19 protein-coding genes and 2 pseudogenes are annotated in these 24,766 nt (G+C 75.0%); 9 read left to right on the top strand and 12 right to left on the bottom strand.

Features of this window, described 5'->3' with window-relative positions:
• Position 1: 1 nt before the first annotated feature.
• Together AC068A_RS01785 and AC068A_RS01780 are read left to right on the top strand one after the other, a co-directional pair.
• Positions 2–385, top strand: coding sequence for a VOC family protein (locus tag AC068A_RS01785; protein WP_478579250.1), 384 nt, complete (start codon positions 2–4; stop codon positions 383–385).
• A 32-nt stretch (positions 386–417) separates the two neighbouring features.
• Positions 418–915, top strand: a complete 498-nt coding sequence (locus tag AC068A_RS01780) for a gluconokinase (RefSeq protein WP_478579394.1) — start codon at positions 418–420, stop codon at positions 913–915.
• 78 nt (positions 916–993) lie between these two features.
• On the opposite strand, the gene AC068A_RS01775 is transcribed toward AC068A_RS01780, so the two are convergent.
• The 5 genes from AC068A_RS01775 to AC068A_RS01755 form a co-directional block, all read right to left on the bottom strand.
• Positions 994–1,230 carry a hypothetical protein gene (locus AC068A_RS01775; protein ID WP_478579247.1) on the bottom strand — a complete coding sequence of 79 codons (237 nt, stop codon included), beginning with the start codon at positions 1,228–1,230 and terminating at the stop codon, positions 994–996.
• Positions 1,227–2,075 (bottom strand): hypothetical protein, encoded by an 849-nt coding sequence (locus tag AC068A_RS01770; protein ID WP_478579245.1) that lies wholly within the window; start codon positions 2,073–2,075, stop codon positions 1,227–1,229. Before AC068A_RS01770 ends, AC068A_RS01775 begins: the two co-directional genes overlap by 4 nt.
• 71 nt (positions 2,076–2,146) lie before the next feature.
• Positions 2,147–3,379, bottom strand: a complete 1,233-nt coding sequence (locus AC068A_RS01765) for a cytochrome P450 (RefSeq protein ID WP_478579242.1) — start codon at positions 3,377–3,379, stop codon at positions 2,147–2,149.
• A gap of 220 nt (positions 3,380–3,599) precedes the next feature.
• A complete protein-coding gene (locus AC068A_RS01760; protein WP_478579239.1) occupies positions 3,600–4,400 on the bottom strand; it encodes a serine hydrolase domain-containing protein in 801 nt (266 codons plus the stop codon).
• Between the two features lie 147 nt (positions 4,401–4,547).
• Entirely contained in the window at positions 4,548–8,153 is a 3,606-nt protein-coding gene (locus AC068A_RS01755) for a S8 family serine peptidase (protein ID WP_478579238.1), read from the bottom strand.
• 221 nt (positions 8,154–8,374) lie between these two features.
• Here AC068A_RS01755 and AC068A_RS01750 point away from each other — a divergent pair, with 221 nt between their 5' ends.
• Positions 8,375–10,003, top strand: a complete 1,629-nt coding sequence (locus tag AC068A_RS01750; protein ID WP_478579235.1) for an MFS transporter — start codon at positions 8,375–8,377, stop codon at positions 10,001–10,003.
• 177 nt (positions 10,004–10,180) lie between these two features.
• Positions 10,181–11,839, top strand: coding sequence for a GMC oxidoreductase (locus AC068A_RS01745; RefSeq protein WP_478579232.1), 1,659 nt, complete (start codon positions 10,181–10,183; stop codon positions 11,837–11,839).
• A gap of 13 nt (positions 11,840–11,852) precedes the next feature.
• Here AC068A_RS01745 and AC068A_RS01740 read toward each other — a convergent pair whose 3' ends face one another.
• From AC068A_RS01740 to AC068A_RS01720, 5 genes and pseudogenes are all read right to left on the bottom strand, one after another.
• Positions 11,853–12,332 carry a carboxymuconolactone decarboxylase family protein gene (locus AC068A_RS01740; protein WP_478579392.1) on the bottom strand — a complete coding sequence of 160 codons (480 nt, stop codon included), beginning with the start codon at positions 12,330–12,332 and terminating at the stop codon, positions 11,853–11,855.
• Between the two features lie 5 nt (positions 12,333–12,337).
• Positions 12,338–13,420: an NAD(P)H-dependent amine dehydrogenase family protein gene (locus AC068A_RS01735; RefSeq protein WP_478579230.1), complete on the bottom strand. Its 1,083-nt coding sequence runs from the start codon at positions 13,418–13,420 to the stop codon at positions 12,338–12,340.
• A gap of 67 nt (positions 13,421–13,487) precedes the next feature.
• Entirely contained in the window at positions 13,488–13,610 is a 123-nt protein-coding gene (locus tag AC068A_RS01730) for a DUF6126 family protein (RefSeq protein ID WP_179171901.1), read from the bottom strand.
• A gap of 23 nt (positions 13,611–13,633) precedes the next feature.
• On the bottom strand, positions 13,634–14,326 hold the full coding sequence (locus AC068A_RS01725; protein ID WP_478579226.1) for a helix-turn-helix domain-containing protein: 693 nt from the start codon (positions 14,324–14,326) through the stop codon (positions 13,634–13,636).
• 80 nt (positions 14,327–14,406) lie between these two features.
• A pseudogene (locus tag AC068A_RS01720) lies at positions 14,407–15,667 on the bottom strand (ATP-dependent DNA ligase).
• A gap of 308 nt (positions 15,668–15,975) precedes the next feature.
• On the opposite strand from AC068A_RS01720, the pseudogene AC068A_RS01715 reads away from it, so the two are divergent.
• The 3 genes and pseudogenes from AC068A_RS01715 to AC068A_RS01705 all read left to right on the top strand — a co-directional run.
• A pseudogene (locus tag AC068A_RS01715) lies at positions 15,976–16,299 on the top strand (alpha/beta fold hydrolase); the annotation flags it as partial.
• 62 nt (positions 16,300–16,361) lie between these two features.
• Positions 16,362–18,824: an ATP-binding cassette domain-containing protein gene (locus AC068A_RS01710; protein ID WP_478579225.1), complete on the top strand. Its 2,463-nt coding sequence runs from the start codon at positions 16,362–16,364 to the stop codon at positions 18,822–18,824.
• A 32-nt stretch (positions 18,825–18,856) separates the two neighbouring features.
• Positions 18,857–19,729 carry an ABC transporter permease gene (locus tag AC068A_RS01705; RefSeq protein ID WP_478579389.1) on the top strand — a complete coding sequence of 291 codons (873 nt, stop codon included), beginning with the start codon at positions 18,857–18,859 and terminating at the stop codon, positions 19,727–19,729.
• Positions 19,730–20,125: 396 nt separating this feature from the next.
• Here AC068A_RS01705 and galK read toward each other — a convergent pair whose 3' ends face one another.
• Together galK and galT are read right to left on the bottom strand one after the other, a co-directional pair.
• Positions 20,126–21,349 (bottom strand): galactokinase, encoded by a 1,224-nt coding sequence (gene galK, locus AC068A_RS01700; RefSeq protein WP_478579222.1) that lies wholly within the window; start codon positions 21,347–21,349, stop codon positions 20,126–20,128.
• Positions 21,346–22,386, bottom strand: a complete 1,041-nt coding sequence (gene galT, locus AC068A_RS01695) for a galactose-1-phosphate uridylyltransferase (protein WP_478579220.1) — start codon at positions 22,384–22,386, stop codon at positions 21,346–21,348. The genes galK and galT overlap by 4 nt, the downstream gene beginning before the upstream one ends.
• A gap of 225 nt (positions 22,387–22,611) precedes the next feature.
• Between galT and AC068A_RS01690 the strand changes: the two genes are divergently transcribed.
• A complete protein-coding gene (locus AC068A_RS01690; protein WP_478579218.1) occupies positions 22,612–24,222 on the top strand; it encodes a N,N-dimethylformamidase beta subunit family domain-containing protein in 1,611 nt (536 codons plus the stop codon).
• Positions 24,223–24,338: 116 nt separating this feature from the next.
• On the top strand, positions 24,339–24,737 hold the full coding sequence (locus AC068A_RS01685; protein ID WP_478579216.1) for a VOC family protein: 399 nt from the start codon (positions 24,339–24,341) through the stop codon (positions 24,735–24,737).
• Positions 24,738–24,766 lie beyond the last annotated feature (29 nt).

Here is a 24,766-nt window from a genome sequence, read left to right as displayed (position 1 = left end):
GATGGACATCAAGCTGGAGCTGGTCGCCGTCCCCGTCACCGACGTCGACCGGGCCAAGGCCTTCTACGAGCGGGTCGGTTTCCACGCCGACCACGACGTCACCGTCAGCGAGGAGATCCGCTTCGTGCAGCTGACCCCGCCCGGGTCCGCCTGCTCGATCGCCCTGGGCAAGGGGCTCACCCGCATGGCCCCGGGATCGCTGGACAACATGCAGGTGGTCGTGGCGGACGTCGAGGAGGCGTACGCGGACCTCAAGGGGCGGGGCGTGGAGGTGAGCGAGATCGAGGACCTGCCCTGGGGTTCGTACGTCCGCTTCTCGGACCCGGACGGCAACCGGTGGGCGGTGCAGCAGACCACCCCGCGCACGGCGGCCCCCGGCCGGTGAGCGGCGGCAGCCGGCAGGTGGCGGTGGTGGTCATGGGGGTGGCAGGCACGGGCAAGACGACCGTGGGCCGGCTGCTCGCGGACGCCCTCGGCGTCCCGTACACGGAGGGCGACGACCTCCACCCGCCGGCCAACGTCGCCAAGATGTCGGCGGGCGTCCCGCTGGACGACGAGGACCGCCTGCCCTGGCTGGACGCCATCGCCGACCGGATCCGCCGACTGCCGGCCGGGCGGGGCGCGGTGGTGTCGTGCTCTGCGCTCAAGCGGGCCTACCGCGACCGGCTGCGCGCCGCCGCGCCCGACGCGGTGTTCGTCCACCTCACCGGCGAACGCACGCTGATCGAGCGGCGGATGGCGGAGCGGACGGGACACTTCATGCCCGCCGCCCTGCTGGATTCGCAGTTCGCCACGCTGGAGCCGCTCCAGGCGGACGAAGCGGGCGTCGCCGTCGACGTCTCCCGCAGTCCCGAGAAGACCGCCGGGCAGGCCCTCGCGGCCCTGGCCGCACTGCCCGCCCCGCACCGCCCCTGAACCTGCCGGACGGCCGGGGATCAGCGGCCGGCGATCAGCAGGGACCGGCTGCCGGCGGGCGGCAGCGGACTCGTTCGTTCACCGCCCCTGGAGCCGGGCCACGGCGAGGGCGAGACCGCTCGCGGCGGTCGCGCAGCGCTCGGCCAGCTCCGCGACCTCGCTCCGGAAGGCGGCGGCGTGCGGGCTGTCCTGCCGCTCCAGTTCACCGGCGGCCGCGGCCAGCCGCTCGGCGTGGGCGCGCAGGGCCGCGCAGTGGGCGCGCAGGCCCTCCACCGGGTCCGGCCGGGACGACCGCAGCCGCAGGGCCGCCCTCACCGGGCGCGCCAGGGCTGGACGAGCAGGAGGCCGCCCGTGCCGAGGAGTCCCATGGTGTGGACGCAGCCCCGGTGTCCGACGGGTGGGGGTGGGGCGGGGGCGGCCCCCGGGTCGCGGCCCGCCCTCCGGCCGGCTCCGCGGCCCGGGGCGCGTCCGCGGGCCCGGTCGCGGTGCAGGAAGGCCCGGACGGCGGCGCCGAGGCCGAGGAGCGGCTCGGCGGTGGCGGCCCGTCCGGTCGCCACCTGCCATCCGGCGTGGTCGTTGAACGGGTTCGCGTCGGTCAGGGCGCGCCAGGCGAACACGTCGGCGAAGGCGGGGGCCAGAGCGGTGAAGGCGTGCTCGGTGCCCTGCTCCCGCACCACCCGGCGGAACACCCGGGCGGCCACGGCCTGCCGGTCCTCGTCCACGGCCCGCAGCAGCGCCGCCCCGTCGGGGTCGGCCAGCAGCTCCGGCCGGTCCAGGCCGGTCGCCCGGATCCGGGCCTTGAGCCCGCAGACGGCGAGGCTGACGGCGAGGCTCTCGCGGCCGGTCAGGATCCCGGCGAGCCAGCCGGCCCGCGCGACGCCCCGGCCGCGCGGGGCCCAGCCCAGGCCCGCCGGGTCGGTGAGGGTGCGCAGCAGCGCGCGGCGGGCGAGCCGGCTCCGGCCGCCGCGGCTGCGGGGGGCGCCGTGGCCGGCGGGGCAGTCGGGGTCTGCGATCGGGATGCGGGGGCCGAGGGCCAGTTCGGAGGCGTAGCGGGCGGCCTCCGCGACGGCGTCGGCGGCGTCGGCGAGTTCGCGGGACACGGCGCCCAGCAGATCGGCGTCCGGGTCGGTGGACACGGAGGAGGTCGCGGCGTCGGACATGGAAATCCTCGCGGGATGTGGTGTCGGGGTAAGGAAGAGGAAGAGGCGGGCGCGCCGTCGGCGGCGGTGTGTCAGCGGCGGGTGAGGGTCAGCCGGATGGCGCGCGGGTCGAGTACGGCGGGCAGCGGACCCGGCGGGTCCAGCACCGGCCGGACGCCCGTGATCCGGCGGCGGCGCAGCACCTCGGCGCACAGTCCGGTGGCCACCAGCAGCCCCAGCCGGCTGCCCGGGCAGCGGCCGGGTCCGTGGCCGAACGGGGACATGCGGATGTCCCCGTCCGCGCCTGGTGTTTTCCAGCGGCCCGGGACGAAGACGTGCGCGGCGGGCACGTGTTCGGGGTCGCGCTGGAGGAAGTGGACGGGCAGCAGCACGCGGGTGCCGGCCGGGTGCCGCACCCCGCGCCACTCGGTCCCGGTCCGGGTGACCCGGACCAGGTCGGGCACCGCCGGGTACAGCCGCAGCGACTCCCGGACACAGGCCTCCAGCCGGGCGAGGCCCTCGGGTGCGGCGCATCCGGCGGCCTCCGCGGCCGCCGCCTCCTGCTCGGCGGGATGCGCGCCGAGCAGCAGCAGGGTGCGCAGGACGGTCGCGGGGACGGTGTCCAAGGCCCGCATCCAGGGGTGGAAGGGGCCCGCGGGATCGGCGTACGGGGCCGTGCGCCGGGCCGGGGCGTGCCCGTCGGCGGGAACCCCGAGCTCCGCGCGGCCCCGGCGGCGCAGCAGGCCGAGCAGGCCCGCGGATGCGCGGCCTCCCGGCCCGGGTACGGGTACGGCGCCCCGGCCGCCGAGCACGATCCGCCGGGCGGCACGGGCCACGGCCTGCCGGACCCGGACCAGTTCGAGGGTGGTGGACGCGGCCAGCTGCCCGGCCTCCTCGGTGACGACGGTGTGCAGTGCCTCGCCGGAGAGCAGCGCGGGCTCCGCGGCTGCGCAGCCCGCTCCGGCGGGAGCACCCGCACCGCCCGCCCCGCCGACCGGTTCGGTGACCGTTTCGGTGACCGGTTCGGCGACCGGTTCGGCGTAGAACTGGCGCAGTTCACGGGGGTCCAGCAGGACGAGCACCGGGCCGGACAGGCCGCGGACCAGGACGGGCGCCCCGCCGTGGCGGGCCCGCAGCTCCCGCAGGGTCTCCGCGGAGAACGCCGGGCGGGCGCCGGGGACGCTGCGGACGAAGAAGGGGATCGCCCGGGTGGCGGCGAACCGCACGGACTCGGCGCGCCCGGCGCGTTCCGTCGGCCCGCGCCTCCCCCGCGTGACGGCCGCCCGGGTCGGCCCGCCGGGGGCGGCGTAGTGGAGCATGCGCATCCGGTACCTCCGCACAGCCGGGAACCAGCGGTCGGTGACTTCGAGCTCACCGTACGTCGATCTTGGAAGGGCCGCGCTCCGAGCACGCGTGGGCCGGGGCCGGGCGGGCGCGTCCGTACGGGCGCGTCCGCGCCGGGGCGGCGGCCGGACCCCGCCCCGGCGGGCACAGCCGTACGGGCGACGCGGCCGCGGCTCCGGCGTGACGGCGGCCGGCCGGCGCTCAGGAACCGGGCGGGGGCGCGAACACCGCCTCGCGGAAGGGCCTGCGCAGCGGGCCCCGGGGGTCGGCCGGGAGCAGGACCGCCCAGCGGTGGCGGGCCGGGTGGACCCAGACGGCGGCGCTGTCGCCGTGGGTCCAGGTGCCGTGTGCGGCGGGATGCCACAGGAGGCCGCGGGGAGGGGTGAGTTCGCCGGTCCGGATGCGCAGGGACTCGGCCGTCCAGGAGCGCGGGACGGGGTGGTCCGCCGCGGACAGCAGGTGGCCGAGGAAGCGGGCGAGGTCGGGCAGGGGGGCGTACAGGGTGCCGTCGGCGAAGCGGGTGCCGGCCATGCCGAGCGGCTGCCAGACGCGGGCTGCGGCGAGTTCGGGGAGCGGGCCGCCGCCGAGGTGCTCGGCGAGGCGTGTGAGTGCGGCGGTCGCGGCGGGGGTGGCGCGGCCGTCCGCGTGGGTGAGCAGGTGGTGGGTGGTGGTGCCGGCGGGGGTTCCGGCGGCGGCCTCGGTCCCGTAGGCGGTCAGCGGGGTGTGCAGGTACAGGGCCTCTTCGGCGACGAGGCTTCCGATCACGGGCCACAGGGCGAGGACACCTGCCAGGGCGCCGACGTCGTACCCGGGGGCGTCGTACCCGGATCCGTCGTGCCCCGGTCCGGTCTCGGGGCCGGTCCCGGGGCTGTCCGAGCGGGCCAGGATCCCGTCCGGTCCGCCGACCGCCCAGACGGCCTCCGGGTCGGCGGACTCCAGCACCCGCCGGATCCGGTCCGCCGCGTCGCCGCAGCCCGTTCGGTCGTCGCTCAGGAGCGTCATGGTGCCCCACGCTAGCGACCGCCGGGCCGCCCTCCCGGGCGCGCCGCAGCAGGGCCGCCGCCCGCCACCCGAATGCACCGCGGCAGCGGAAGGGGGCGGGACGCCCGCGGCGCCCCGCCCCCGGTCAGCCGGAGGAGCCGTGCTCCCCTACCTGGCCGGCCGGTTGCCCGGCTGGTTCTTGTCGGGCCGGTCCGTCACCCGCAGCGTGTTCAGCAGCGGCTTGCCGAAGCCGGTGTGCGTGACGAAGCGGAGGTTGAGGACCCCGTCCGTGACCGTGACCGTGTAGGTGCGGGTCACGGCGGCGTAGCTGCCCGCCTCCAGGGCGATGTCCAGGGACGGCAGGACCTGCGTGCCCTCGGCGAGGACGTCGAAGACCCGCTTGTTCGGCCTGGTGGACGACAGCTCCGCGAAGCCGAGTTCCACCGTGTACGTGCCGTTCGGGACGTTGTCGAAGCGGTACTCGTACATGCCCTCGCGGGCGCTGCGGAAGAGCTGCTGCTCGTCCGTCCCGGCGATGCCGCGGCCGGTGGACCGCACCGAGCCGCTGCCCTGGTAACCGTACGAGCCGGGGGTGTACCTGCGGTCCGGGGACCAGCTCTCGCCCAGGGTGTCCGTGACCGCGCGGTCGGATCCGGCGTCCAGGGCGACCTGGTAGCGCGGGACCACGACCTTCACCGGCACGGTGAGCACCGGGCTGCGGCCGCTGACCGAGCCGATCCGCAGGTCTGCGGTGAGGACCGAGCCGGCGGCCAGGCCGGTGGTGTCGACGTTCAGGGTGACGGTGGCCTTGCCCCCGACCGGGAGGTTCGCCGTGTCGGCGGTGGCCGTCAGCCAGGGCGCGTCCTCGGCCACGGTGAAGGCCGTGTCGATGGTGCCCGTGTTGGTGAGGCCGAGGGTGCGGGTGCGCTTCCGGTCGGCGGCGAGGACGACCTCCACCGACGGCTGGGAGGCGGCGACCCGGCCGGTGGCCAGCGACGGGGTGAGCGTGGTGACGTCACCCGGCTGGACGTGCAGCGCCTCGGTGAGGCCCCGGTACGACTCGGCCAGGATCGTGACGGAGTTGCGGCCGGCGCGGGCCTGGAGGGCGTAGCTGCCGTCGGCCGTGGTGGTCGCCGTGACGGCGTCGCTGCCGATGCCGACGGTGACGGTCGCGCCGGCGACGCCGCCGCCGTCGTTGGCGTCGAGCACCCGGCCCGCGACGACGCCGGTCTTGGTGGTGCGGAAGGAGACGGTCAGGCCGTCACTGATGACGGGCGTGTTGAAGGAGTACGTGAAGGCGTCCGTGCCGGTCGCGTTCTCCACGCCGACCGTGGCGGTGGAGCCGCCCTTGATGCCGGAGCCGCCGGTCCCCTTGTACGCGTAGGTGACGCTGCCGTCCTCGCCGACCGCCGCCGAGAAGGAGAAGGTGTCGGCCTGGGCCGACCAGTGGGCCACGTTCCGCCACTCGATCACGTACTGCCGGTGCGGTGCGGTGCCGGTGACGGCGGTGAAGACGCCCGAGCCGCTGCCGGCCGGGCCGACGACGAGGTCGTCCCAGAAGGGGTAGAGGGCCGCGTTGGGCGTGGCGGTGCTCGGGAGGTCCCCGTTGATGTCGCCGGTGTGGGCGCCGCCGAAGCTGACCGTGCCGTTCGTGCCGATCCAGGCCTGCCCGTACGTCTTGCCGTACAGCGGGAGCGGGAACGGGAGGTCGACGCGCTCGGTGGTGTTGTCGCCGGTCAGCGCGAGCTGCCGGGTGCCGGCCTGGTAGGGGCGGCCGTTCGGGGTGGAGCAGGCGTACCCGTAGCCGTCGGTGCGCTCGGGCAGGGTGATGGCGACGGTGGTGTCGCCGGCGACGACCGCCTGGGCGCTGCCGCCGGTCACGCAGCGGGAGGCGTGGCCGGCCCGGATCTCGTACGTGCCGTGCGGCAGGGTGACCTCGAAGCGGCCCTGGTCGTCGGCTGTCGCGGTCACGGGGGTGTCGGCGACGGTGACGGCGGCGCCCGCGGCGGGCCCGGCGGGCGCGGTGACGGTGCCGGTGACCTTGCCGGAGGGGGCCTGGGTGAGGGTGAAGTCGCCGGTGGCGGTGGTGTTCTCGGTGACCGTCGCGGTGGCGGTCTCCTGGCCGTAGCCGAACTTCGCGGCCGTGAGGGTGTACGAGCCCACCGACAGGGAGCGGAAGGAGTAGGTGCCGTCGGCTCCGGTGGTCGCCGTACGGGCGATCGGGCCGGTGGCGGTGACCTTGACGCCGGCGAGCGGGGTACCGCCGGAGCGGACGGTGCCGCTCAGGGCGCCGGTCGCGCCGCGCGGGGCGGAGGTGACGGCGGCGAGCGCGTCGAGCTTGCCCTCGCCGAAGACGTTGTTGTTGGCGGCGGTGCCGCCGCACTGGTTGTTGTCGGTGTCCTGGGCGGTGGCGCCGAGCAGTGCCTCGGTCTGCGCGATGTCGCCCTCGAGGGCGGGGGCGGCGGACCAGAGCAGGGCGACGGTGGCCGCGGTGTGAGGGGAGGCCATCGAGGTGCCGGAGAAGGCCTCGTAGCCGCCGCCGGGGACCGAGGAGCGCACGTTCACGCCGGGGGCGGCGATGTTCGGCTTGACGATGCCGCCGGGGCCCGCCCCGCGCGAGGAGAACGCGGCGATGGTGCCGTTGATGTCGAAGGCCCCGGAGCTGTAGGAGCCGGGGTAGTCGCCGGGGGATCCGCTCGTGGAGCAGTTGGGGCCGGCGTTGCCGTTGGAGAAGGCGGGGAAGATGCCGGCGGCCCGCCAGGCGTCGACGATCTGGCGGTACCAGTCGTCGTGCGCGGCGCTGCCCCAGGAGTTGTTGACGATGTGCGGGGCGAGGTCGGGGCGCGGGTTCTGCCCGTTCAGGTCGGTCGGGGCGACGATCCACTGGCCGGCGGCGAGGAGGGAGGCCTCGGAGCAGGAGTTGGTCTCGCAGCCCTTAGCGGCGATCCAGCGGGCGCCGGGGGCCACGCCGATCCGGTTGGTGCCGTCGTCGCCGACCATGGTGCCCATGGTGTGGGTGCCGTGGTCGTTGTTGTCGCACGGGGCCGCTGTGGGGCAGATGCCGGCGGGGTCGAACCAGTTGTGGTTGTGGTCGTGGGTCCCGTCGGCGTTCCGGCCGCGGTACTGGGCGTTCACCGCGGGGTGGGTGTGGTCCACGCCGCTGTCGATGTTGGCGACGACGATGCCCTCGCCGCGCACGCCGAACCGGTCCCACACCTGGGTGGCCTTGATCCGGTCGATGTTCCACTCGACGGCGTCGGCCGCCGTCTTCTCCCGCGTGCCGTCGGCGGGCGCGGGGAGGGTGACCTTGTCGTCGGCGTCGATGCGGGAGACCTCGGAGCGCTGGGCGAGGGTGCCGGCGAGCTTCTCGGTGCCGACGACGCGGACCGCGTTGACGATCCAGTACGAGGTGTACTCGGCCTGGGCGCCGTCCAGGGCCTTGAGGAGCCCGGCCTGGCTGCGCGCGGCGTGCTCGCGCTTGCTCCGCAGGACCGTTTCCGCCTTGGCCGCCCGGGTGGTCTGCCGCTGCGCGGCGCTCAGGTCGGCGGCGCTGTCGAGGTAGACCCAGAAGGCGGCTTTGCCGGAGTCGCCGAGCTGGGCGCGGAGCTTGGGCTCGATCTTGCGCTCGGCCGCACTCGGATTGGGGCCGGGTTCCGGTGCGGCGGCTGCGGCGCCCGCGCCGAGGGGCAGGAGCAGCGCTGCGGTGAGGGCGGCGAGCGCCGCGCGTAAGGGGTGCCGGGATCGACGGGATCGTCGGGTGTCGCGTTGGGCCACGTGTGTCTCCTCGTACGCCGTGTGCAGGTCGTGCGGATAGGGCGTGCGTGACGTGCGCGGCAATGGTGAAGGAGACGTCATGCTCACTACAAGAGCGCCTAATGAGACGGAGACACGGCCGCCCGACAGACCGACCGTCCGCCTGTGTGTCCGTGCGTCGGTGTATCCGTCCGTCGTCCGTCCGGGTGGCCTTTCCACGGCGCGGGAGCGAGCCTGGGGACATGAACGGTCCAGCTCCTCGCGAGCCGGCGCCGGACGGCGGGCCGCAGGGGTCCGACGCCGGCCCCGGTGGCCCTTCGGGTGCGACGCCCGATGCCGTGCCCGGCGACGCCTCCGGTGCCGCGCCCGGTGCCGTGCCCGGTGCCGTGCCCGGTGGCGGGAGCGGGCCCGGGGTGGCGCTCGCCTCCGCCCGGGGCCGGTGGATCGTGCTGGTCACGGTGCTCGGCTCGACGATGGCCCTGCTCGACTCCACCGTGGTGAACGTCGCCCTGCCCAGCATCGGCCGGGACTTCGGCGCGGATCTGGCCGTACTCCAGTGGATCGTGAACGCGTACCTGCTGACCCTGGCCGGCCTGATCCTGGTCGGCGGGGCGCTCGGCGACCGGTTCGGGCGGCGCCGGATCTTCGTGCTGGGCGTGGTGTGGTTCGCCGCCGCCTCGCTGCTGTGCGGCATCGCCCCCAACGAGGGGGTCCTGATCGCGGCGCGCGCCCTCCAGGGCGTGGGCGGTGCGCTGCTGACCCCGGGATCCCTGGCGCTGATCCAGGGCTCGATCGCGACCGGGGACCGGGCCAGGGCCGTGGGCCTGTGGTCGGGGTTCGGCGGGGTGGGCGCAGCGGTGGGGCCGTTCCTGGGCGGCTGGCTGGTGGACGGGCCCGGCTGGCGCTGGGTGTTCCTGCTGAACGTGCCCCTGGCCGCGGTGTGCGTGCCGGTGGCCCTGCGGCATGTTCCGGAATCACGTGATCCGGCGGCACGGGGGCGGTTCGACGTGCTCGGCGCGGTGCTGGGCGCGGTGGCCCTCGGCCTGGTGACGTACGCGCTGATCGAGGCGCGCTCCGGGTCGCCCGCGGTGGTCGCGGCGGCGGTCGTCGGCGTGCTGCTGTCGGTCGCGTTCGTGTACGTCGAGCGGCGGCGGGCCGAACCGATGATGCCGCCCGGCATCTTCGCGTCCCGGCAGTTCACCGCGGTCAACCTGGTCACGCTGTGCGTGTACGCGGCCCTCGGCGGGTTCTTCTTCCTGATCGTGCTCCAGCTCCAGGTGGTCTCCGGCTACTCGGCCCTGGCCGCCGGGGCCGCGCTGCTTCCGACGACCGTGCTGATGCTGCTGCTCTCGTCCCGGGCCGGGGCGCTCGGGGAGCGGATCGGGCCGCGGATCCCCCTGACGGTGGGGCCGCTGCTGTGCGCGGCCGGAATGCTGCTGATGCTGCGGGTGGGGCCCGGGGCCTCGTACGCGGGGGACGTGCTGCCGGGGATGGTCGTGCTGGGCATGGGCCTGGTGACGCTGGTGGCACCGCTGACGGAGGCCGTGCTCGCCTCGGTGGACCCGGGCCGGGCGGGCCTCGCCAGCGGCATCAACAACGCCGCGGCGCGGGTGGCGGGGCTGCTGGCCGTGGCGGCGCTGCCGCTGCTGGCCGGGATGGGGCCGGACGCCTACCTCTCGGCGGCCCGGTTCGACAGCGCGTTCGGGCGGGCCATGGTGTGGTGCGCGGGCGCGCTGGCCGTGGGCGCCGCCCTGGCCTGGGCGACCGTACGCGCGCCCCGGCCGGGCGCGTGCCATCCGCAGTGCCGCACCCACTGCTCGCTGGCCGCTCCCCCGCTGGAGCCGCCGAGGGCGGGCCCTCCCCCTCGTTGACTGAATATTCAGTCAAATCCCTGTGGCCTGCCTGGAACTTCAGTCAGACCGGGAGGCGCGGGGAGCCGCCGTCGCGCACGGCGCGAGCGGCCGAAAGTTTCCCGTTCACGGGTAGTGACTTCACCACCCCGTCGCAGTAGAACTCGTTCCCATTCCGTCGAGAGTGAGGAACGTCACATGAGCGACAGGACCCTGCACGGAAACGACTCCAAGGGAATCTCGCGGCGCGGATTCATGGCGGGAACAGGTTCCCTTCTCGGGGCCGCCGCCCTGGCCGGGCACACCCGGCCTGCCCACGCCCGGAGCCGGACCGCCGCGCCGGCCCTCGCAGCCGGGCCGATCGAGTCCGGGGCCCGCGTACCGGTCCTGGTCATCGGTACCGGTTACGGGGGCTCCGTCGCCGCCCTGCGGCTCGCCGAGGCCGGCGTCGACGTCCACATGGTCGAGATGGGCATGGCCTGGGACACCCCGGGCCCGGACGGCAAGGTGTTCTGCAACACCACCAGCCCGGACTACCGCGCGTACTGGCTGCGGACCCGGACGAAGCAGCCGCTGAGCAGCTTCCTCGGCTTCCCCCTCGACAAGGACGTCCCCCGCTACACCGGCATCCTCGACGCCGAGGAGATGGGCGGCATCACCGTCTACCAGGGCCGCGGGGTCGGCGGCGGCTCGCTGGTCAACGGCGGCATGGCGGTCACCCCGCGACGGGCGAACTTCCCCGCGATCCTGCCGTCGGTGGACCCCGAGGAGATGTACGCCACCTACTACCCGCGCGCCAACGCCGGACTCGGCGTCGGCCTGGTCGACCCGGCCTGGTTCGACTCGGTGGACTGCTACCAGTTCGCCCGTGTCGGCCGCAAGCACGCCCAGCGCTCCGGATTCCCCTTCGTCTTCGTCCCGGACGTCTACGACTGGGACTACATGGAGCAGGAGGCCGCCGGCACCGTCCCGAAGTCGGCGGTGGCCGGCGAGATCCTCTACGGCAACAACCACGGCAAGAAGTCCCTCCAACAGACCTACCTGGCCCGGGCCAGGGCCACCGGGCGGGTCACCATCTCCCCCCTCCACAAGGTCGCTTCGGTCGCCCCGGCACCCGGCAGCGGCTACACCGTCACCATCGAGCAGATCAACACCACGGGCACCACCACCGCCACCAAGACCGTGACGGCGGACCGCGTCTTCTTCGCCGCCGGCAGCGTCGGCACCAGCAAACTGCTCGTCAGGCTGAAGGCCGTCGGCGCCCTCCCCGGTCTGAACGACGAGATCGGCAAGGGCTGGGGCGACAACGGCAACGTCATGTGCGGGCGCGCCAACCACCTGTGGGACCCCACCGGCAAGGTCCAGGCCTCCATCCCCTGCGGCGGCATCGACAACTGGGACGCCGGCGGCGCCTTCGCCGAGATCGCACCGCTGCCGACCGGCATCGAGACCTACGCCTCCTTCTACCTGTCGATCACCCGCAACCCGCACCGCGCCGAGTTCACGTACAACGCGTCCTCGGGCCGGGTCGAGCTGAACTGGCAGACCGCCTGGAAGCGGCCGTCCATCGACATGGCCCGGACCGTCTTCGACCGGATCAACGCACGGGAGGGGACGATCTACCGCAGCGACCTGTTCGGCACGCACAAGGTCTGGGGCGACCACCTCACCTACCATCCGCTCGGCGGCGCGGTCCTGAACAAGGCCACCGACAACCACGGGCGCCTGCACGGCCACCCTGGCCTGTACGTGATCGACGGCGCGCTGATCCCCGGCAACACCAGCGTGAACCCGTTCGTCACCATCACCGCCCTCGCCGAGCGCAACATCGAAAGGATCATCGCCACCGACCTGTAGGCGCAGCCGGGCCTCAGCGGGCCGGCAGCACGCACACGCTGTCGAGGCCGAGCACGTGGTTGAGGCGGCCGAAGGCCAGCCAGGACCCGATGCTCATGGTCAGCTCCACGATCTCCGGCTGGCTGTAGTGCGCGGTCATCCGCTCCCAGAACGCGTCGTCGAGGCCGTGGTGGTCGAGGGTGTACCGCTCGGCGTACTCCGCCGCGAGCCGGGTCCGCTCGTCGAAGCGGTCCGTGGTGCGCCAGTCGGCGACCGCGTCGGCGAACTCCTCCTCGACCTTCTCCCCGTCGCGCTCGGTGCGCCAGTCCAGGCAGAAGGCGCACCCGTTGATCTGTGCGACGCGCAGCCGCGCCGCCTCGAACTCGCGCAGCCCCAGGGTGGTGTGGGCGTACACCGACAGCGAGAAGTTCGCGGCGGCCGGCCCGATCCCGGGGACCAAGTCGCCCCAGACGTACTCGATCGGGTGCTGTCCTTCGGGGATGTCGATCCTCATGGCGGTCATGGCCGTTTCCTTCCGAGTCTGCCGACGGCGGGGCGCAGCGGGATGTCCAGGGCGTCGTAGAGGCCCGGGCCGGCGCCCACCAGCCAGTCGATGGCGCCGACCAGGCGGCCGACGGCGGTGGCGTTGCCGCCGGCCGAGCGGTTCCCGCCCTCGTCGGTGGCCTCGACGGTGACCTCGATGCGGGGGCGGCCCTCGATGACCACGCGGTGGGCGCCGTCGCCGCCGTCGGGCGGCATCGGCCAGTCGGGGGCGCAGGAGGGGTGGATGCGGGTGACGTGTTCGATGACGAGGCGGGGTTCGCCGTCGACGATGCCCTGGACCTCGAAGCGGATCGCGCCCTGGGTGCCGGCCTCGAAGACGCCCATGGTGCGGGTGGTGACGGTGTGGTCGAGGGGACGGCGGTCCACCGTCTCGCGGATCCCGTCGAGTCCGACGCCGAGGGCGCGGGCCATCATGCGTATCTGGCCGCCCCACACCATGGTCGGGACGGACGGCATGAGCATCATCGGCTGGTGGTCCATGGGCCGGCCCATGCCGACCAGGTCGCGTACGGAGTCGGGCTGGTCGTAGCCGGAGTAGTCGAATATCTCCTGGCAGCGGATGGCGTCGATGGCGGTGCCCAGTCCGCTGACCAGGAGCGGGAGCACGTCGTTGCCCCAGCCGGGGTCGACGCCGGAGGCGAAGAGCGAGCCGCCGCCCTCCGCGACGGCGGCCGCCACCGGATCGCGGAACTCGGGCGGGGCGCTGCGGTGGTCGTAGAGCGGGTAGAGGGCGGGGCTGACGACGACCGCCCCGGCCCGGATGGCCCGGGTGATGTCGGCGAGGGCGCCGTCGGGGCGGATGTCGCCGGTGGCCGCGTAGACGACGGCGCGCGGCCGGGTCGCGAGGACCGCCTCGGCGTCGTGGGTGGCCGCGACCCCGGTGTCGTACGCGAGGCCGGCGAGCCGGCCCGCGTCGCGGCCGACCTTGTCGGGATGGTGGACGATGACGGCGGCCAGTTCCAGCGCCGGATGGGCCTCCACGGCACGGATGGCCAGACGGCCGACGTTGCCGGTGCCCCAGACAACCGTGGGAATCATGCGCGGAGGGTAGCGACAGGATCCCGAGGTTCCCAGAGCCGCGCGGGGAAATCTCCGCGGGCCGCCGCTACTGGTTCTCCCCGCCGAGGAGGAAGAGGAGGTAGACGAAGAAGGCGAAGAGGTGGCCGACGAACAGGTAGGCGATCAGCCGTATCAGCAGTCCGCGCGGGAACTTCATCTGCATGCGCATGGTGGTGCGGTGCTCCTTGGCTTTCAGTGGTGGGTGGTCGGGCGGCCGCCGCCGCTGCCCGGGCCGGTGCCTGCGCCGGTGCTGCCGCCGCCGAGGCACAGGCCGGCAAGGCTGCTCTGGAGCAGCGTGTGGACGAACAGCAGGTCGGCTCCCGCGCGGGTGGCCGCGGCGATCCGGTGCGGGGTGAGCGAGTCGAAGTGGGCGCTGTCGCCGGGTTCCAGCAGGTACTCGGCCTCGCCCAGGTGCAGCCGCAGCCGCCCCTTGAGGACGTGCAGCCACTCCTCGCCGGGATGGACGCGGACCAGCTCGCCCTGGCTGCGGTCGCCGTACGGGACGTGCACGCGCAGCGCCTGCATGCCGCGGCCGGAGCCGCCGGCCTGCCAGTACGTCCAGCCGTCGGCCTCGCGGGCCCCCGGACCGCCCGCGCGTACGACGGGATCGGCCGCGGCGGGGGTCTCGCCGAGCAGCTCGGAGACCGTCGTACCGTAGGTGCGGGCGAGTCCGAGCAGCAGCGGCAGCGAGGGCTGACGCCGCCCCGTCTCCAGGCGGGAGAGGTGGGCGGGCGAGAGCCGGGCCCGGGCCGCGGCGGCCTCGAGGGTGAGTCCGGCGCGGCGGCGCAGCTCGCGCAGCTGCGGGGCCACGGCGGGCAGCTCGTCGGCGTCGGTGCCGGGCGCGCCCCCTTCGGGGCCGGCCGGACCGGGGGGACCAGGTGTCATGCCCCGATTGAGCCAGAACCTTGCCTCATCGGCAATCCGTCTTGCCTCTGAGGCAAAGCCCTTCCCGATGGCCCGCCCGGTCAGGGCTCCGTCGGCCGGCCTGACCGGCCGAGCACCGTCTCCACCGTGTCCGCCTCGTCCGCGCTCTTGTCGGGCCGGTGCCGCAGCACCCGCGCGAAGCGCAGCGCCACCCCGGCCGGGTAGCGGGGGGAGCGCTGGAGGTCGTCGTAGGCGATCTCGACGACCAGCTCCGGCCGGACCCGCACGGTGTGGCCGTCGTCCGCCACGGCCAGTTCCCGCAGCCGGCCGGTCTGCCAGCGCAGCATCTCGTCGGTCAGCCCCTTGAAGGTCTTGCCGAGCATGGCGTACGAGCCGCCGCCGGCCCGGGCGCCCAGGTGCAGGTTCGACAGGGTCCCCGTGCGCCGGCCGTGGCCCCATTCGGCGGCGAGCACGACGAGGTCCAGGGTGTGCACGGGTTTGACCTTGAGCCAGTGCCTGCCGCGCCGGCCGGCCGCGTACACGGAGTCGAGGGCCTTGGCCATGACCCCCTCGTGGCCGCGGCGCAGCGTCTCGGCCCAGAACTCCTCGGCCTCGTCCGCCTGCGCGGCCGGGTCCTCGACGGCGAGCCGGCGGACCCGGGAGTCCTCGGGCACGAGCACGGCGAGAACGGCGTGGCGCTCGCGGACGGGCAGGTCGAGCAGGACGTCGTCGCCTGCGGCGAGCACGTCGAAGAAGTACGGGGCGACGGGCAGCGCCCGGCGGGCGGTCTCGACGTCGATCCGGGACCCGACCCGGCTCGCGATCTCCTGGAAGGGCACCGGGCGGCCGTCCGCGCCCTGGCCGATGACCTCGCCGTCCAGGATGAACCGCTCCCCCGCGAACCCCCGCGCCGCCTGCACCACCTCCGGCAGTCGGTCGGTGATCTCGTCGAGGGAGCGGGTGTAGACGTGGACGGCGTCCCCGTCGCGGTGCACCACCGGAGAGCAGGCTGCGCAGGAACCGCTGCTCGGGCTCGGTGGCGGCGGCGAACAGGGCGTCGACGATGCGGTTCCGCGCGGCCTGGGAGCCGGGGCCGGCCAGGGCGGCGAGCTCGGTCACCGCCGCGTCGACCTCGGCGACGCCCAGGGTGGGCCGGTCCGCGGGTGCGACGGGCCGGCCCAGGGTGCGCCAGCCCAGGCCCGGCCGGCCCTGCGGGAGCCGCCCGGCGAGGTACGAGATGACCAGGGCGGCCTCGTCCGCGGGCACGGCCGCGAACAGCTCCGCGAGCAGGGCGGTCTTGCGGGACCGGGCGGCGGTCTCGGCGACCTCCCGGGAGACGCGCGCGACCTCGGCGAGCAGCATGCCGCCATCCTCCCGCCGCCCGGGGTGCGGCGCAAAAATCCAGCCGCTCCGGTGTTTGAGGCGCAAGAATCCAGCCCCTCCGGCGTTCGAGGAGCGGGGTCCGGGGGCGGACCCCCGGGGGCCGGGCGCGCAGCGCCCGGCGGGCGGCGGGCGGGGTCGCAACCCCCGGTTTCGGGAAGGGGCGGGGTGGGGGGAAGGACATACCGCGGATGCGGTACACCGGCAGGCGCCCGGCTAGTCCTCAAGGATGTGGGCGGCTCCGCCTGAGGGCGCTCAGCGCGGGCCGGTGATCCGTCTAGGGTGCCGGTATGACGCTCCGACTGCCGAAGCTCCCGCTGCCCCGGCGCCGCCGAAGCCGCCTGATCGCGGGCGCGGCCGCACTCGCCGTCGTCGCGGGCGCCGGGACCTGGGCGGCCGCCGCGTCGGGCGAGGAGCCGCCCGTACGCCGCGAGGACCGGGTGCTCCAGATGGCGGGCGCCGGGATCGACACCTCGTACTTCACCGCCCCGGGCGCGCAGAAGCGTCCGGCGGTGCTGCTGGGCCACGGCTTCGGCGGCAGCAAGGACGACGTCCGCGCGCAGGCGGAGCGGCTGGCCCGGGACGGGTACGCGGTGCTGACCTGGTCGGCGCGCGGCTTCGGCCGCTCGGGCGGGCAGATCGGGCTGAACGACCCCGAGTACGAGGTCAAGGACGTGTGTCCCGGCTGGTCGACTGGCTCGCGTCGCGCCCCGAGGTGCGGCTCGACGCGGCCGGGGATCCGCGGGTCGGCGTCGCCGGGGCCTCGTACGGCGGGGCGGTCGCGCTGCTGGCCGCCGGGTACGACAGCCGGGTGGACGCGATCGCCCCGCAGATCACGTACTGGAACCTCGCGGACTCCCTCTTCCCGCAAGGGGTGTTCAAGAACCTGTGGGCGGGGCTGTTCTTCACCACCGGTTCGGCGGGCGGCATGCAGCCGGGCCGGCCGGCGGAGGCGTCCGCCGACCCGTCGGCGGGGGCGGGGCCCGCCGGCCCGTCGGCTACCGCCGCGGAGTCCGATCGCCGCGCGGACGGCGCCCCTGCGGCTGGCACCACGGCGTGCGGGCGGTTCCTGCCCCAGCTGTGCGCGATGTACGAGCGGGTCGCGGTCTCCGGGAGGCCCGACGCCGAGGCCCGCGCGCTGCTGGAGCGGCGCAGCCCGTCGGCGGTCGCGGACCGGATCAGGGTTCCGGCGCTCATCGTGCAGGGCCAGGACGACTCCCTCTTCCCGCTGGACCAGGCCGACGCCATGGCGCGGGCCATCGCCGCGAACGGCGCGCCCGTGGCCGTGGACTGGGCGGCAGGCGGGCACGACGGCGGGATGCGCGAGGCCGGCCGGGTCGAGGCCCGGGTGGCGGCCTGGTTCGACCGCCACCTCAAGGGCGACGCGGGCGCGGACACCGGCCCGGCGTTCCGCGTCTCCCGCTCCGGGGGCATCGACTCCACCGACGGCGCGGTGCGGCTGCGCGGCGCGACCGGCGAGCGCTATCCCGGGCTGACCGCGGGCCGCCGGGAGTTCGCCCTGGCGGGCGGCGGCAGCGGCCGGGACCGGGACCGGGAGCAGACCTTCGCCAATCCGGCGGGCGGGACGCCGTCCGCGCTGTCCTCCGTGCCGGGGATCGGCGGCCGGCTGGCCGCCTTCGGGGCCGGTCTGTCCCTGGACTTCCCCGGGCAGCACGCCCGGTTCGACACGGAGCCGCTGTCCGAGGAAGTGCGGATCACCGGTGCGCCGACCGTCACGTTGACGGTGCGGTCGACGGCCGCGGACGGATCGGCCGTCCTCTTCGGCAAGGTGTACGACGTCGGGCCGGACGGGCGGCAGCAGGTGCTGCCCCATCAGCTGGTCGCCCCGCTGCGGGTGGAGGACGCGCAGCAGGGCCGGACCGTGGAGCTGCGGCTGCCCGCCGTCGACCACGCCGTGCAGGCCGGTCACCGGCTGCGGCTCGTCGTGGCGGCCACCGACCTCGGCTACGCGTCCCCGGCGGCCCCGGCCTCGTACACGGTCACCGTGCAGGGGCCGCTGGCGGTACCCGTGGCCGACGGGGTGCGGACGGCCGCGGCGGGGCTGCCCGCGTGGACCTGGGGGCTGCCGCTGGGTGCGGTGCTGGTGGCGGCGGCGCTGCTGGGGATCCGCCGGCCCGGCCGGACCGGGGCGCCGGCGTACGCGCCGGAACCGCAGCCGGGGGCTCCGGCGGGCACCGTGCTCCCCGCCCCCGGGCCGGGCGACGACGTACCGCTGGACATCAGGGGCCTGACGAAGCGGTACGCGAAGGGGCAGGACCGGTACGCGGTGCGGGACCTGTCGTTCCGGGTGGAGCGGGGCCAGGTGCTGGGCCTGCTCGGGCCCAACGGCGCCGGGAAGACCACCACCCTGCGGATGCTGATGGGGCTGATCACGCCGGACGCCGGGGAGATCCGGGTGTTCGGGCACCCGGTGCGGCCCGGAGCCCCGGTGCTGTCGCGGGTCGGGGCCTTCGTCGAGGGGGCCGGGTTCCTGCCGCACCTGTCGGGCCGGGCCAATCTGGAGCTGTACTGGCAGGCCACCGGGCGGCCCGCCGGGGACGCGCACATGGCGCAGGCCCTCGAGACCGCCGGACTCGGCGACGCGCTGGAGCGCGCGGTGCGCACGTACTCGCAGGGCATGCGGCAGCGGCTCGCCATCGCCCAGGCCATGCTCGGCCTGCCGGACCTGCTGATCCTCGACGAGCCGACGAACGGTCTGGACCCGCCGCAGATCCGGGAGATGCGGGACGTGATGATCCGGTACGCCGCCGGCGGCCGCACGGTGATCGTCTCCAGCCACCTGCTGTCGGAGGTCGAGCAGTCCTGTACCCATCTCGTGGTCATGGACCGCGGGCGGCTGGTGCAGGCGGGCGAGGTCGCCGAGATCACCGGTGGCGGGGACACGCTGCTGGTCGCCGTCGACGGGCCGGTGGACGAGGGGACCGTCGCGAAGGTGGCGGCCCTGGAGGGGGTGGAGTCCGCCGCGGCCTGCGGGGAGGGGCTGCTCGTACGGCTCGGCGGTGCGACGGCCGCGGAACTGGTCGCCGAACTGGTGCGGCTGGAGGTGCCGGTGAGCGGGGTGGGCCCGCACCGGCGGCTGGAGGACGCATTCCTGACCCTGATCGGAGGCACGGCGTGAGCGGCGCGAGCGGTGTGAAGAGCACGGGCCGTGTGAAGAGCACGGGCGGCGCCGCGGCGGAGGGGGCGCCCGGCTACCGGCCGGGGCGGACCCTGCCGCTGCGGGTGGAGGCGCTGCGGCAGTGGCGCCGGCGCCGGACGCTGGTGATGGGCGGGGTGCTGGCCGCACTGCCCTTCGTGATGATCATCGCGTTCGCGGTGGGCGGCGGCCGGGACGACGGCGGCCGGGACAACCGGATCACGTTCATCGACACCGCGACGGCCTCGGGCACGAACTTCGCGGCCACCTGCCTGTTCGTGTCGGCCGGGTTCCTGCTGGTGGTGCCGGTGGCGCTGTTCTGCGGGGACACGGTGGCCTCGGAGGCGAACTGGTCCTCGCTGCGCTACCTGCTGGCCTCGCCCGTGCCCCGGGCCCGGCTGCTGTGGAGCAAGCTGGTGGTGGCGCTGGGCTTCAGCCTGGCGGCCATCGTGCTGCTGCCGGCGGTGGCGCTGGCGGCGGGCACGGCCGCGTACGGGTGGGGGCCGCTGAAGCTGCCGGCCGGCGGGATCCTGGCGGCCGGGGACGCGCTGCCGCGGCTCGCGCTGGTGGTGGCGTACGTCTTCGTGTCCCAGCTGGTCACGGCCGGCCTGGCGTTCTGGCTGTCGACGCGGACGGACGCGCCGCTGGGCGCGGTGGGCGGGGCGGTCGGGCTGACGATCGTCGGCAATGTGCTGGACGCGGTGACGGCGCTGGGGTCCTGGCGCGAGTTCCTGCCCGCGCACTGGCAGTTCGCCTGGGCGGACGCCCTCCAGCCGAACCTGGAGTGGGCGGGCATGGTGAAGGGGGCGGCGGTGTCGGTGTCCTGCGCGATCGTCCTGGTCGCGCTCGCCTTCCGCGGCTTCGCCCGCAAGGACATCGTCTCCTGACGCCCTCGTCGGAGCCGAAGCCGGCCCGGGACCCGCGCCGGGTCCCGGGCCGGCGGGGTCTCACACCGCCCTGCCGGCGGGTCCGCCCGTAGCCCATGTCCACGCCGTCGTAGCCGAACTTGGTGGCGAGGACGACCTGGTCGCGGCGGCCCTTGAGGGCCTGGCCGAGGTGGACTCGGAGCCTCCGCGGCCGCCGTAGATGTCGGCGGTGTCGAGGAGGGTGATCCCGGCGTCGAGTTGTCCGGTTCATGATCGTTGATCGGGCGGCCCAGGCTAGGCACGGGCGGGCGGGCGGCGGTGGGCCTCGGTCGGGCGGCGGTGGGGACGGTTGGGACGGGTGGGACGGGTGGGACGGTTGGGGCGCGGCCGGCGCTCCGGGTCGGCCGCCCCCCTGCCTCACAGCACGCGGTGGGCGCCGGCCGAGGGCGCCGCCGCGGTGATGCGCGGCGGCCGGTGGCCCGCCCGGGCGAACGCCTCCGTCACGGCGCGCGTCACCGCCGGCTCGGCGTCGGCGTCGATCAGGGCCAGGGCGGAGCCGCCGAAGCCGCCGCCGGTCATCCTGGCCCCGTACGCGCCCGCCGCGGTGGCGGTGGCCACGGCCAGGTCGAGTTCGGGGCAGGACACCTCGTAGTCGTCGCGGAGGGAGGCGTGCCCCTCGGTCAGCAGCGGGCCGGCCTCGCGCAGCCGGCCGGCGCGCAGCAGTTCCTCCACACGGACGACCCGCTCGTTCTCGGTGACGACGTGCCGGACGCGGCGGCGGACGGCGGGGTCGTCGAGTCTGCCCAGGGCCCGGTCGAGTTCCGGGTACGGCAGGTCGCGCAGGGCGGGCAGTCCCAGGGCGGCGGCGGCCGCATGGCAGGAGGCGCGGCGCTCGGCGTAGGCGCCGTCGGCGAGGTCGTGCTGCACGCGGGTGTCGATGACCAGGAGGCGCAGGCCGGCCGCGGCGCAGTCGAAGGGGATGTGCTGCTGCCGGAGGTCGCGGGTGTCGAGGTGGAGGGCGTGCCCGTCGGTGGCGCAGGCCGAGGCCATCTGGTCCATGGCCCCGCAGGGCACGCCGGCGTAGGCGTTCTCGGCACGGCGGGCGAGGGCGGCCAGTTCGGGCCGGGTGAGCGGGATCCCGTACAGCTCGGCGAGGGCCAGGGCGGTGGCCACTTCCAGGGCCGCGGAGGAGGACAGGCCGGCCCCGGTCGGGACGTCGGAGCGGACGTGCAGGTCGGCACCGCCGCGCGGGCTGACCGGAAGGTCAGCGTCCATCAGGGCCCACACGACACCGGCCGGGTAGCGGGCCCAGCCGTCGGGGGCCTGCGGGGGGTGTGCCGGGTCGAGGTCGGCGACGCGGAGGGTGAGCACGCCGGACGGGACGTCGGCGGAGTGGAGCCTGAGCATCCCGTCAGTGCGCCGGGCCGCGGCGACGCGGGTGCGCTGCGGCAGGGCGAAGGGCAGGGCGAACCCGTCGTTGTAGTCGGTGTGCTCGCCGATCAGGTTGACCCGGCCCGGCGCCGCCCAGACCCCCTCCGGCGCGGCCCCGTACAGGCGGCGGAACTCGTCGGCGGCCCGGATCGCGGGCTCGTCCGCGGGTGTGCCGGTGGCGCCCGTACTCCTGGTGCTCTTCGCGCTCATCGGGTCGCCACCTCCCGCAGCCGGGCGGCCGCGTCCTCGGGCCGGACATCGTTCATGTAGGCCTCCATCCCGGACTCGGTCCCCGCCAGGTACTTGAGCTTGTCGGCGGTGCGTCGGACCGTGAACAGCTCCAGGTGGAGGGCGAAGTCGGCCCGGCCCTCGCCCGAGGCCGGCGCCTGGTGCCAGGCGGAGACGTACGGCGTCGGCTCCGGCCTGTCGAAGAGCCGGTCGAAGCGGCGCAGCAGTTCCAGGTACACCCGGGGGAACTCGGCGCGGGCGTCCTCGTCCAGCGTGGTGAGGTCGGCGGTGCGGCGGTTCGGGTAGAGGTGGACCTCGTACGGCCAGCGGGCGGCGTAGGGAACGAAGGCGGTCCAGTGCTCGGCGGCGAGGACGATCCTGGTGCCCTCGGCGCGCTCGGCGGCGAGGACCTCCTCGAAGAGGTTGCCGCCGGTGCGGGCGCGGTGGGCCTCGACGGTGGCGAGCATGCGGGTGGTGCGGGGGGTGAGGAAGGGGAAGGCGTAGACCTGGCCGTGCGGGTGGCCGAGGGTCACGCCGATCTCGGCGCCGCGGTTCTCGAAGCAGTACACCTGCCGGACGCCGTCGCGGGCGGAGAGCTCGGCGGTGCGATCGGTCCAGGCGGCCAGGACCAGCGCGGCGCGCTCCTCGTCGAGCTCGGCGAAGGAGGCCAGGTGGTCCGGCGTGAAGCAGACGACCTCGCAGCGGCCGGTGTCCCCGGCGAGCGAGGGGAAGCGGTTCTCGAAGACCACCACCTCGTAGTCGGCGGCCGGGATCTCGCTCGCCCGGCCCTCGGCGGAGGGGCACAGCGGGCACGCGTCGGCGGGCGGCAGATGGGTCCGGCCCTGACGGTGGGAGGCGATGACGACGGGGTCGCCGAGCAGCGGGTCCCGGCGTACCTCGGAGGCGACGGCGGAGGCGTCGAGGGGGCGGGTGTCGGGGACCGCGCGGGCCCCGCCGTCGCCTGCGTCGTAGTACAGGATCTCGCGGCCGTCGGCGAGGCGGGTGCTCGTTCTTTTCACCGGATACCTCCGAGGACGCCCCGGCCTGCCGGCCCGGGGAGGAATCGACTCCTGCGGAGCAGGGTATGGAACGGTCTTTCGCCCCGGGGCGAAAGACCGCCCGCACAAACGGTGGGCCGCACTCCGTGCGTTGCGGTGGAGGGTGGCCCCGCGGGGGCGACCGGCGCGGGGCGGGGCACCCGGTCCGGTGGCAGGAGGCCGCGGGCGGTGACGTAGCGTGCCTGCATGCATCAGGATCATAGGACCGGACACGGTGAAGGCGCAGCCAGGCGGCGGTTCCTCACCATCGCCACCGGGGCGGCCACCGCGGCCGGCCTCGGAGCCGTGGCCGGCTGCGGGACCGGCGATTCCGGCGGGGTCGGGGGAGCCGGGTCCGGCAAGGGATCGGCCGCGGGCGGACCGTCCGGGACGACCGCACCGGGCGGCTTCGACGTCAAGGCCGAGAACGCCAGGCCCGGGAACGCCGACTGGCACGTCACCAAGGCCGGACCGGCCCGGGCCATCGAGGGCTTCGCCGACAAGGTGAGCGTGCTGCCCGGCGAATCCTTCGGCCTGCACGTGTCCACCGCCGCGCCCCGGTTCACCGTCTCCGCCTACCGGATGGGCTGGTACGGCGGCGCCCGGGCCCGGCTCGTGTGGCGCTCCGAGACCCTGCCCGGGGTGCGGCAGCCGGAGCACACCGTGGACCCCGCGACCCGGACGGTCCGCGCCCGGTGGCCCCGTACGGCCACCGTCGACACCAGGGGCTGGCCCGAGGGCTGCTACCTGCTGCGGCTCGACGCGCAGGGCGGCGAGGGCCAGCGCTTCGTGCCGGTCACGGTGCGGTCGGCGGCCACCGCCGGGCGTACGGTCGTCGTCAACGCGGTGGCGACCTGGCAGGCGTACAACCGGTGGGGCGGCTACAGCAGCTACGACGGCCCGAGCGGCGGATACTCCTCCCGCTCCCTGGCCGTCACCTTCGACCGGCCCTACGAGTACGACGACGGCGCCGGCCTGTTCCTCGTGTACGAGGCCCCGCTGCTCGCCCTGGCCGAGCGGCTCGGCATCCCGCTGGCCTATGCGACGACCACCGACGTGGCGCGCGAGAAGCGGCTGCTGGAAGGGGCCGCGGCGGTCCTGTCCCTCGGGCACGACGAGTACTGGTCGCCGGAGCAGCGGACCCACTTCACCGCCGCCCGCGACGCCGGCACCAACATCGCGGTCCTGGGCGCGAACTGCTGCTTCCGCCGGATCCGGCTGGAGCCCTCCGAGCTGGGGCCCGACCGCACCGTGGTCTGCTACAAGACCGCCTACGACCAGGACCCGGGACACAAGCGGGGCCACCCGGCGACCACCGACTTCCGCTCGGGGCCGGGCGCCGACCCGGAGAGCTCGCTGCTCGGCGTGATCTACGACGGCTACCCGGTGGACGCCCCGTACGTGGTGGCCAACCCGGGGCACTGGCTCTTCGACGGCACCGGCGTGAAGGCCGGCGACCGCTTCGCGCACCTGGTGGGCGTGGAGTACGACAAGGTCGACACCGGCTTCCCGACACCCCGGCCGATCGAGATCCTGGCGCACTCCCCGGTGGTGTGCGAGGGCCGGCCCAGCCACCAGGACACGGCGTACTACACGGTGCCGAGCGGCGCGGGCGTGTTCGCCACCGGGACCATGCGGTGGGTGGAGGCCCTGGACGCGACCGGCGACGGCAGCAGCGGCGCCAACCACGGACTGGACGCGAAGGCGGGCGCACTGACGACCCGGGTGACGGAGAACCTGCTCCGCGCCTTCGCGGCGGGACCGGCAGGCCGTACCCATCCCGCGCAGGACAACGTAAACACGGTGTACGGGCCTTGATCGGTGGACTCCCCCCGGACGGGACGTCTAGGATCGTGATCACGGCATCGCGTGCCGGTCACCGACCGGGTGAGGCATGGAGGTGCCCGTGATGTGCCTTGCGGAGGCATTCACACATGTCCGTCAAGCTGAACCACACGATCGTCCATGCGCGGAACAACCGGGAGTCCGCCGAGTTCCTCGCCGACGTCCTCGGCCTTGAGGTCGGCACCGAATGGGGACCGTTCATCCCCGTGGAGACCGCCAACGGCGTCACCCTGGACTTCGCGACCGTCCCGGCCGAATCCATCACCATGCAGCACTACGCCTTCCTGATCTCCGAAGCGGAGTTCGACGCCTCGTTCGGGAAGATCCGGGCGGCCGGAATCGAGTACTGGGCCGACCCCCAGCAGAAGCACCCGGGCGAGATCAACCACAACGACGGCGGCCGCGGCGTCTACTTCCTGGACCCGTCCGGCCATGCCATGGAACTGATCACCCGCCCGTACGGCTACCAGGAAGGCGCGGCCGGGTAGGCGTTCCGCTCCGGCCGTCCTCTCCCACC

The organism is Streptomyces sp. NPDC043854 (genome assembly GCF_056436005.1).
Note: the sequence above shows the minus strand (reverse complement) of the source record. Positions and strands in the feature narration are given on the sequence as shown.

What these genes read in the sequence shown, in the direction of transcription:
- AC068A_RS01690 (WP_478579218.1), top strand. Translation starts at nt 22,612, where the DNA reads ATGCATCAGGATCATAGGACCGGACACGGTGAAGGCGCAGCCAGGCGG.
- AC068A_RS01760 (WP_478579239.1), bottom strand. Translation starts at nt 4,400, where the DNA reads ATGACGCTCCTGAGCGACGACCGAACGGGCTGCGGCGACGCGGCGGAC.
- AC068A_RS01745 (WP_478579232.1), top strand. Translation starts at nt 10,181, where the DNA reads ATGAGCGACAGGACCCTGCACGGAAACGACTCCAAGGGAATCTCGCGG.
- AC068A_RS01750 (WP_478579235.1), top strand. Translation starts at nt 8,375, where the DNA reads ATGAACGGTCCAGCTCCTCGCGAGCCGGCGCCGGACGGCGGGCCGCAG.
- AC068A_RS01770 (WP_478579245.1), bottom strand. Translation starts at nt 2,075, where the DNA reads ATGTCCGACGCCGCGACCTCCTCCGTGTCCACCGACCCGGACGCCGAT.
- galK (WP_478579222.1), bottom strand. Translation starts at nt 21,349, where the DNA reads ATGAGCGCGAAGAGCACCAGGAGTACGGGCGCCACCGGCACACCCGCG.
- AC068A_RS01685 (WP_478579216.1), top strand. Translation starts at nt 24,339, where the DNA reads ATGTCCGTCAAGCTGAACCACACGATCGTCCATGCGCGGAACAACCGG.
- AC068A_RS01780 (WP_478579394.1), top strand. Translation starts at nt 418, where the DNA reads ATGGGGGTGGCAGGCACGGGCAAGACGACCGTGGGCCGGCTGCTCGCG.
- AC068A_RS01725 (WP_478579226.1), bottom strand. Translation starts at nt 14,326, where the DNA reads ATGACACCTGGTCCCCCCGGTCCGGCCGGCCCCGAAGGGGGCGCGCCC.
- AC068A_RS01735 (WP_478579230.1), bottom strand. Translation starts at nt 13,420, where the DNA reads ATGATTCCCACGGTTGTCTGGGGCACCGGCAACGTCGGCCGTCTGGCC.
- AC068A_RS01765 (WP_478579242.1), bottom strand. Translation starts at nt 3,379, where the DNA reads ATGCGCATGCTCCACTACGCCGCCCCCGGCGGGCCGACCCGGGCGGCC.
- AC068A_RS01740 (WP_478579392.1), bottom strand. Translation starts at nt 12,332, where the DNA reads ATGAGGATCGACATCCCCGAAGGACAGCACCCGATCGAGTACGTCTGG.
- AC068A_RS01730 (WP_179171901.1), bottom strand. Translation starts at nt 13,610, where the DNA reads ATGCGCATGCAGATGAAGTTCCCGCGCGGACTGCTGATACGGCTGATC.
- AC068A_RS01785 (WP_478579250.1), top strand. Translation starts at nt 2, where the DNA reads ATGGACATCAAGCTGGAGCTGGTCGCCGTCCCCGTCACCGACGTCGAC.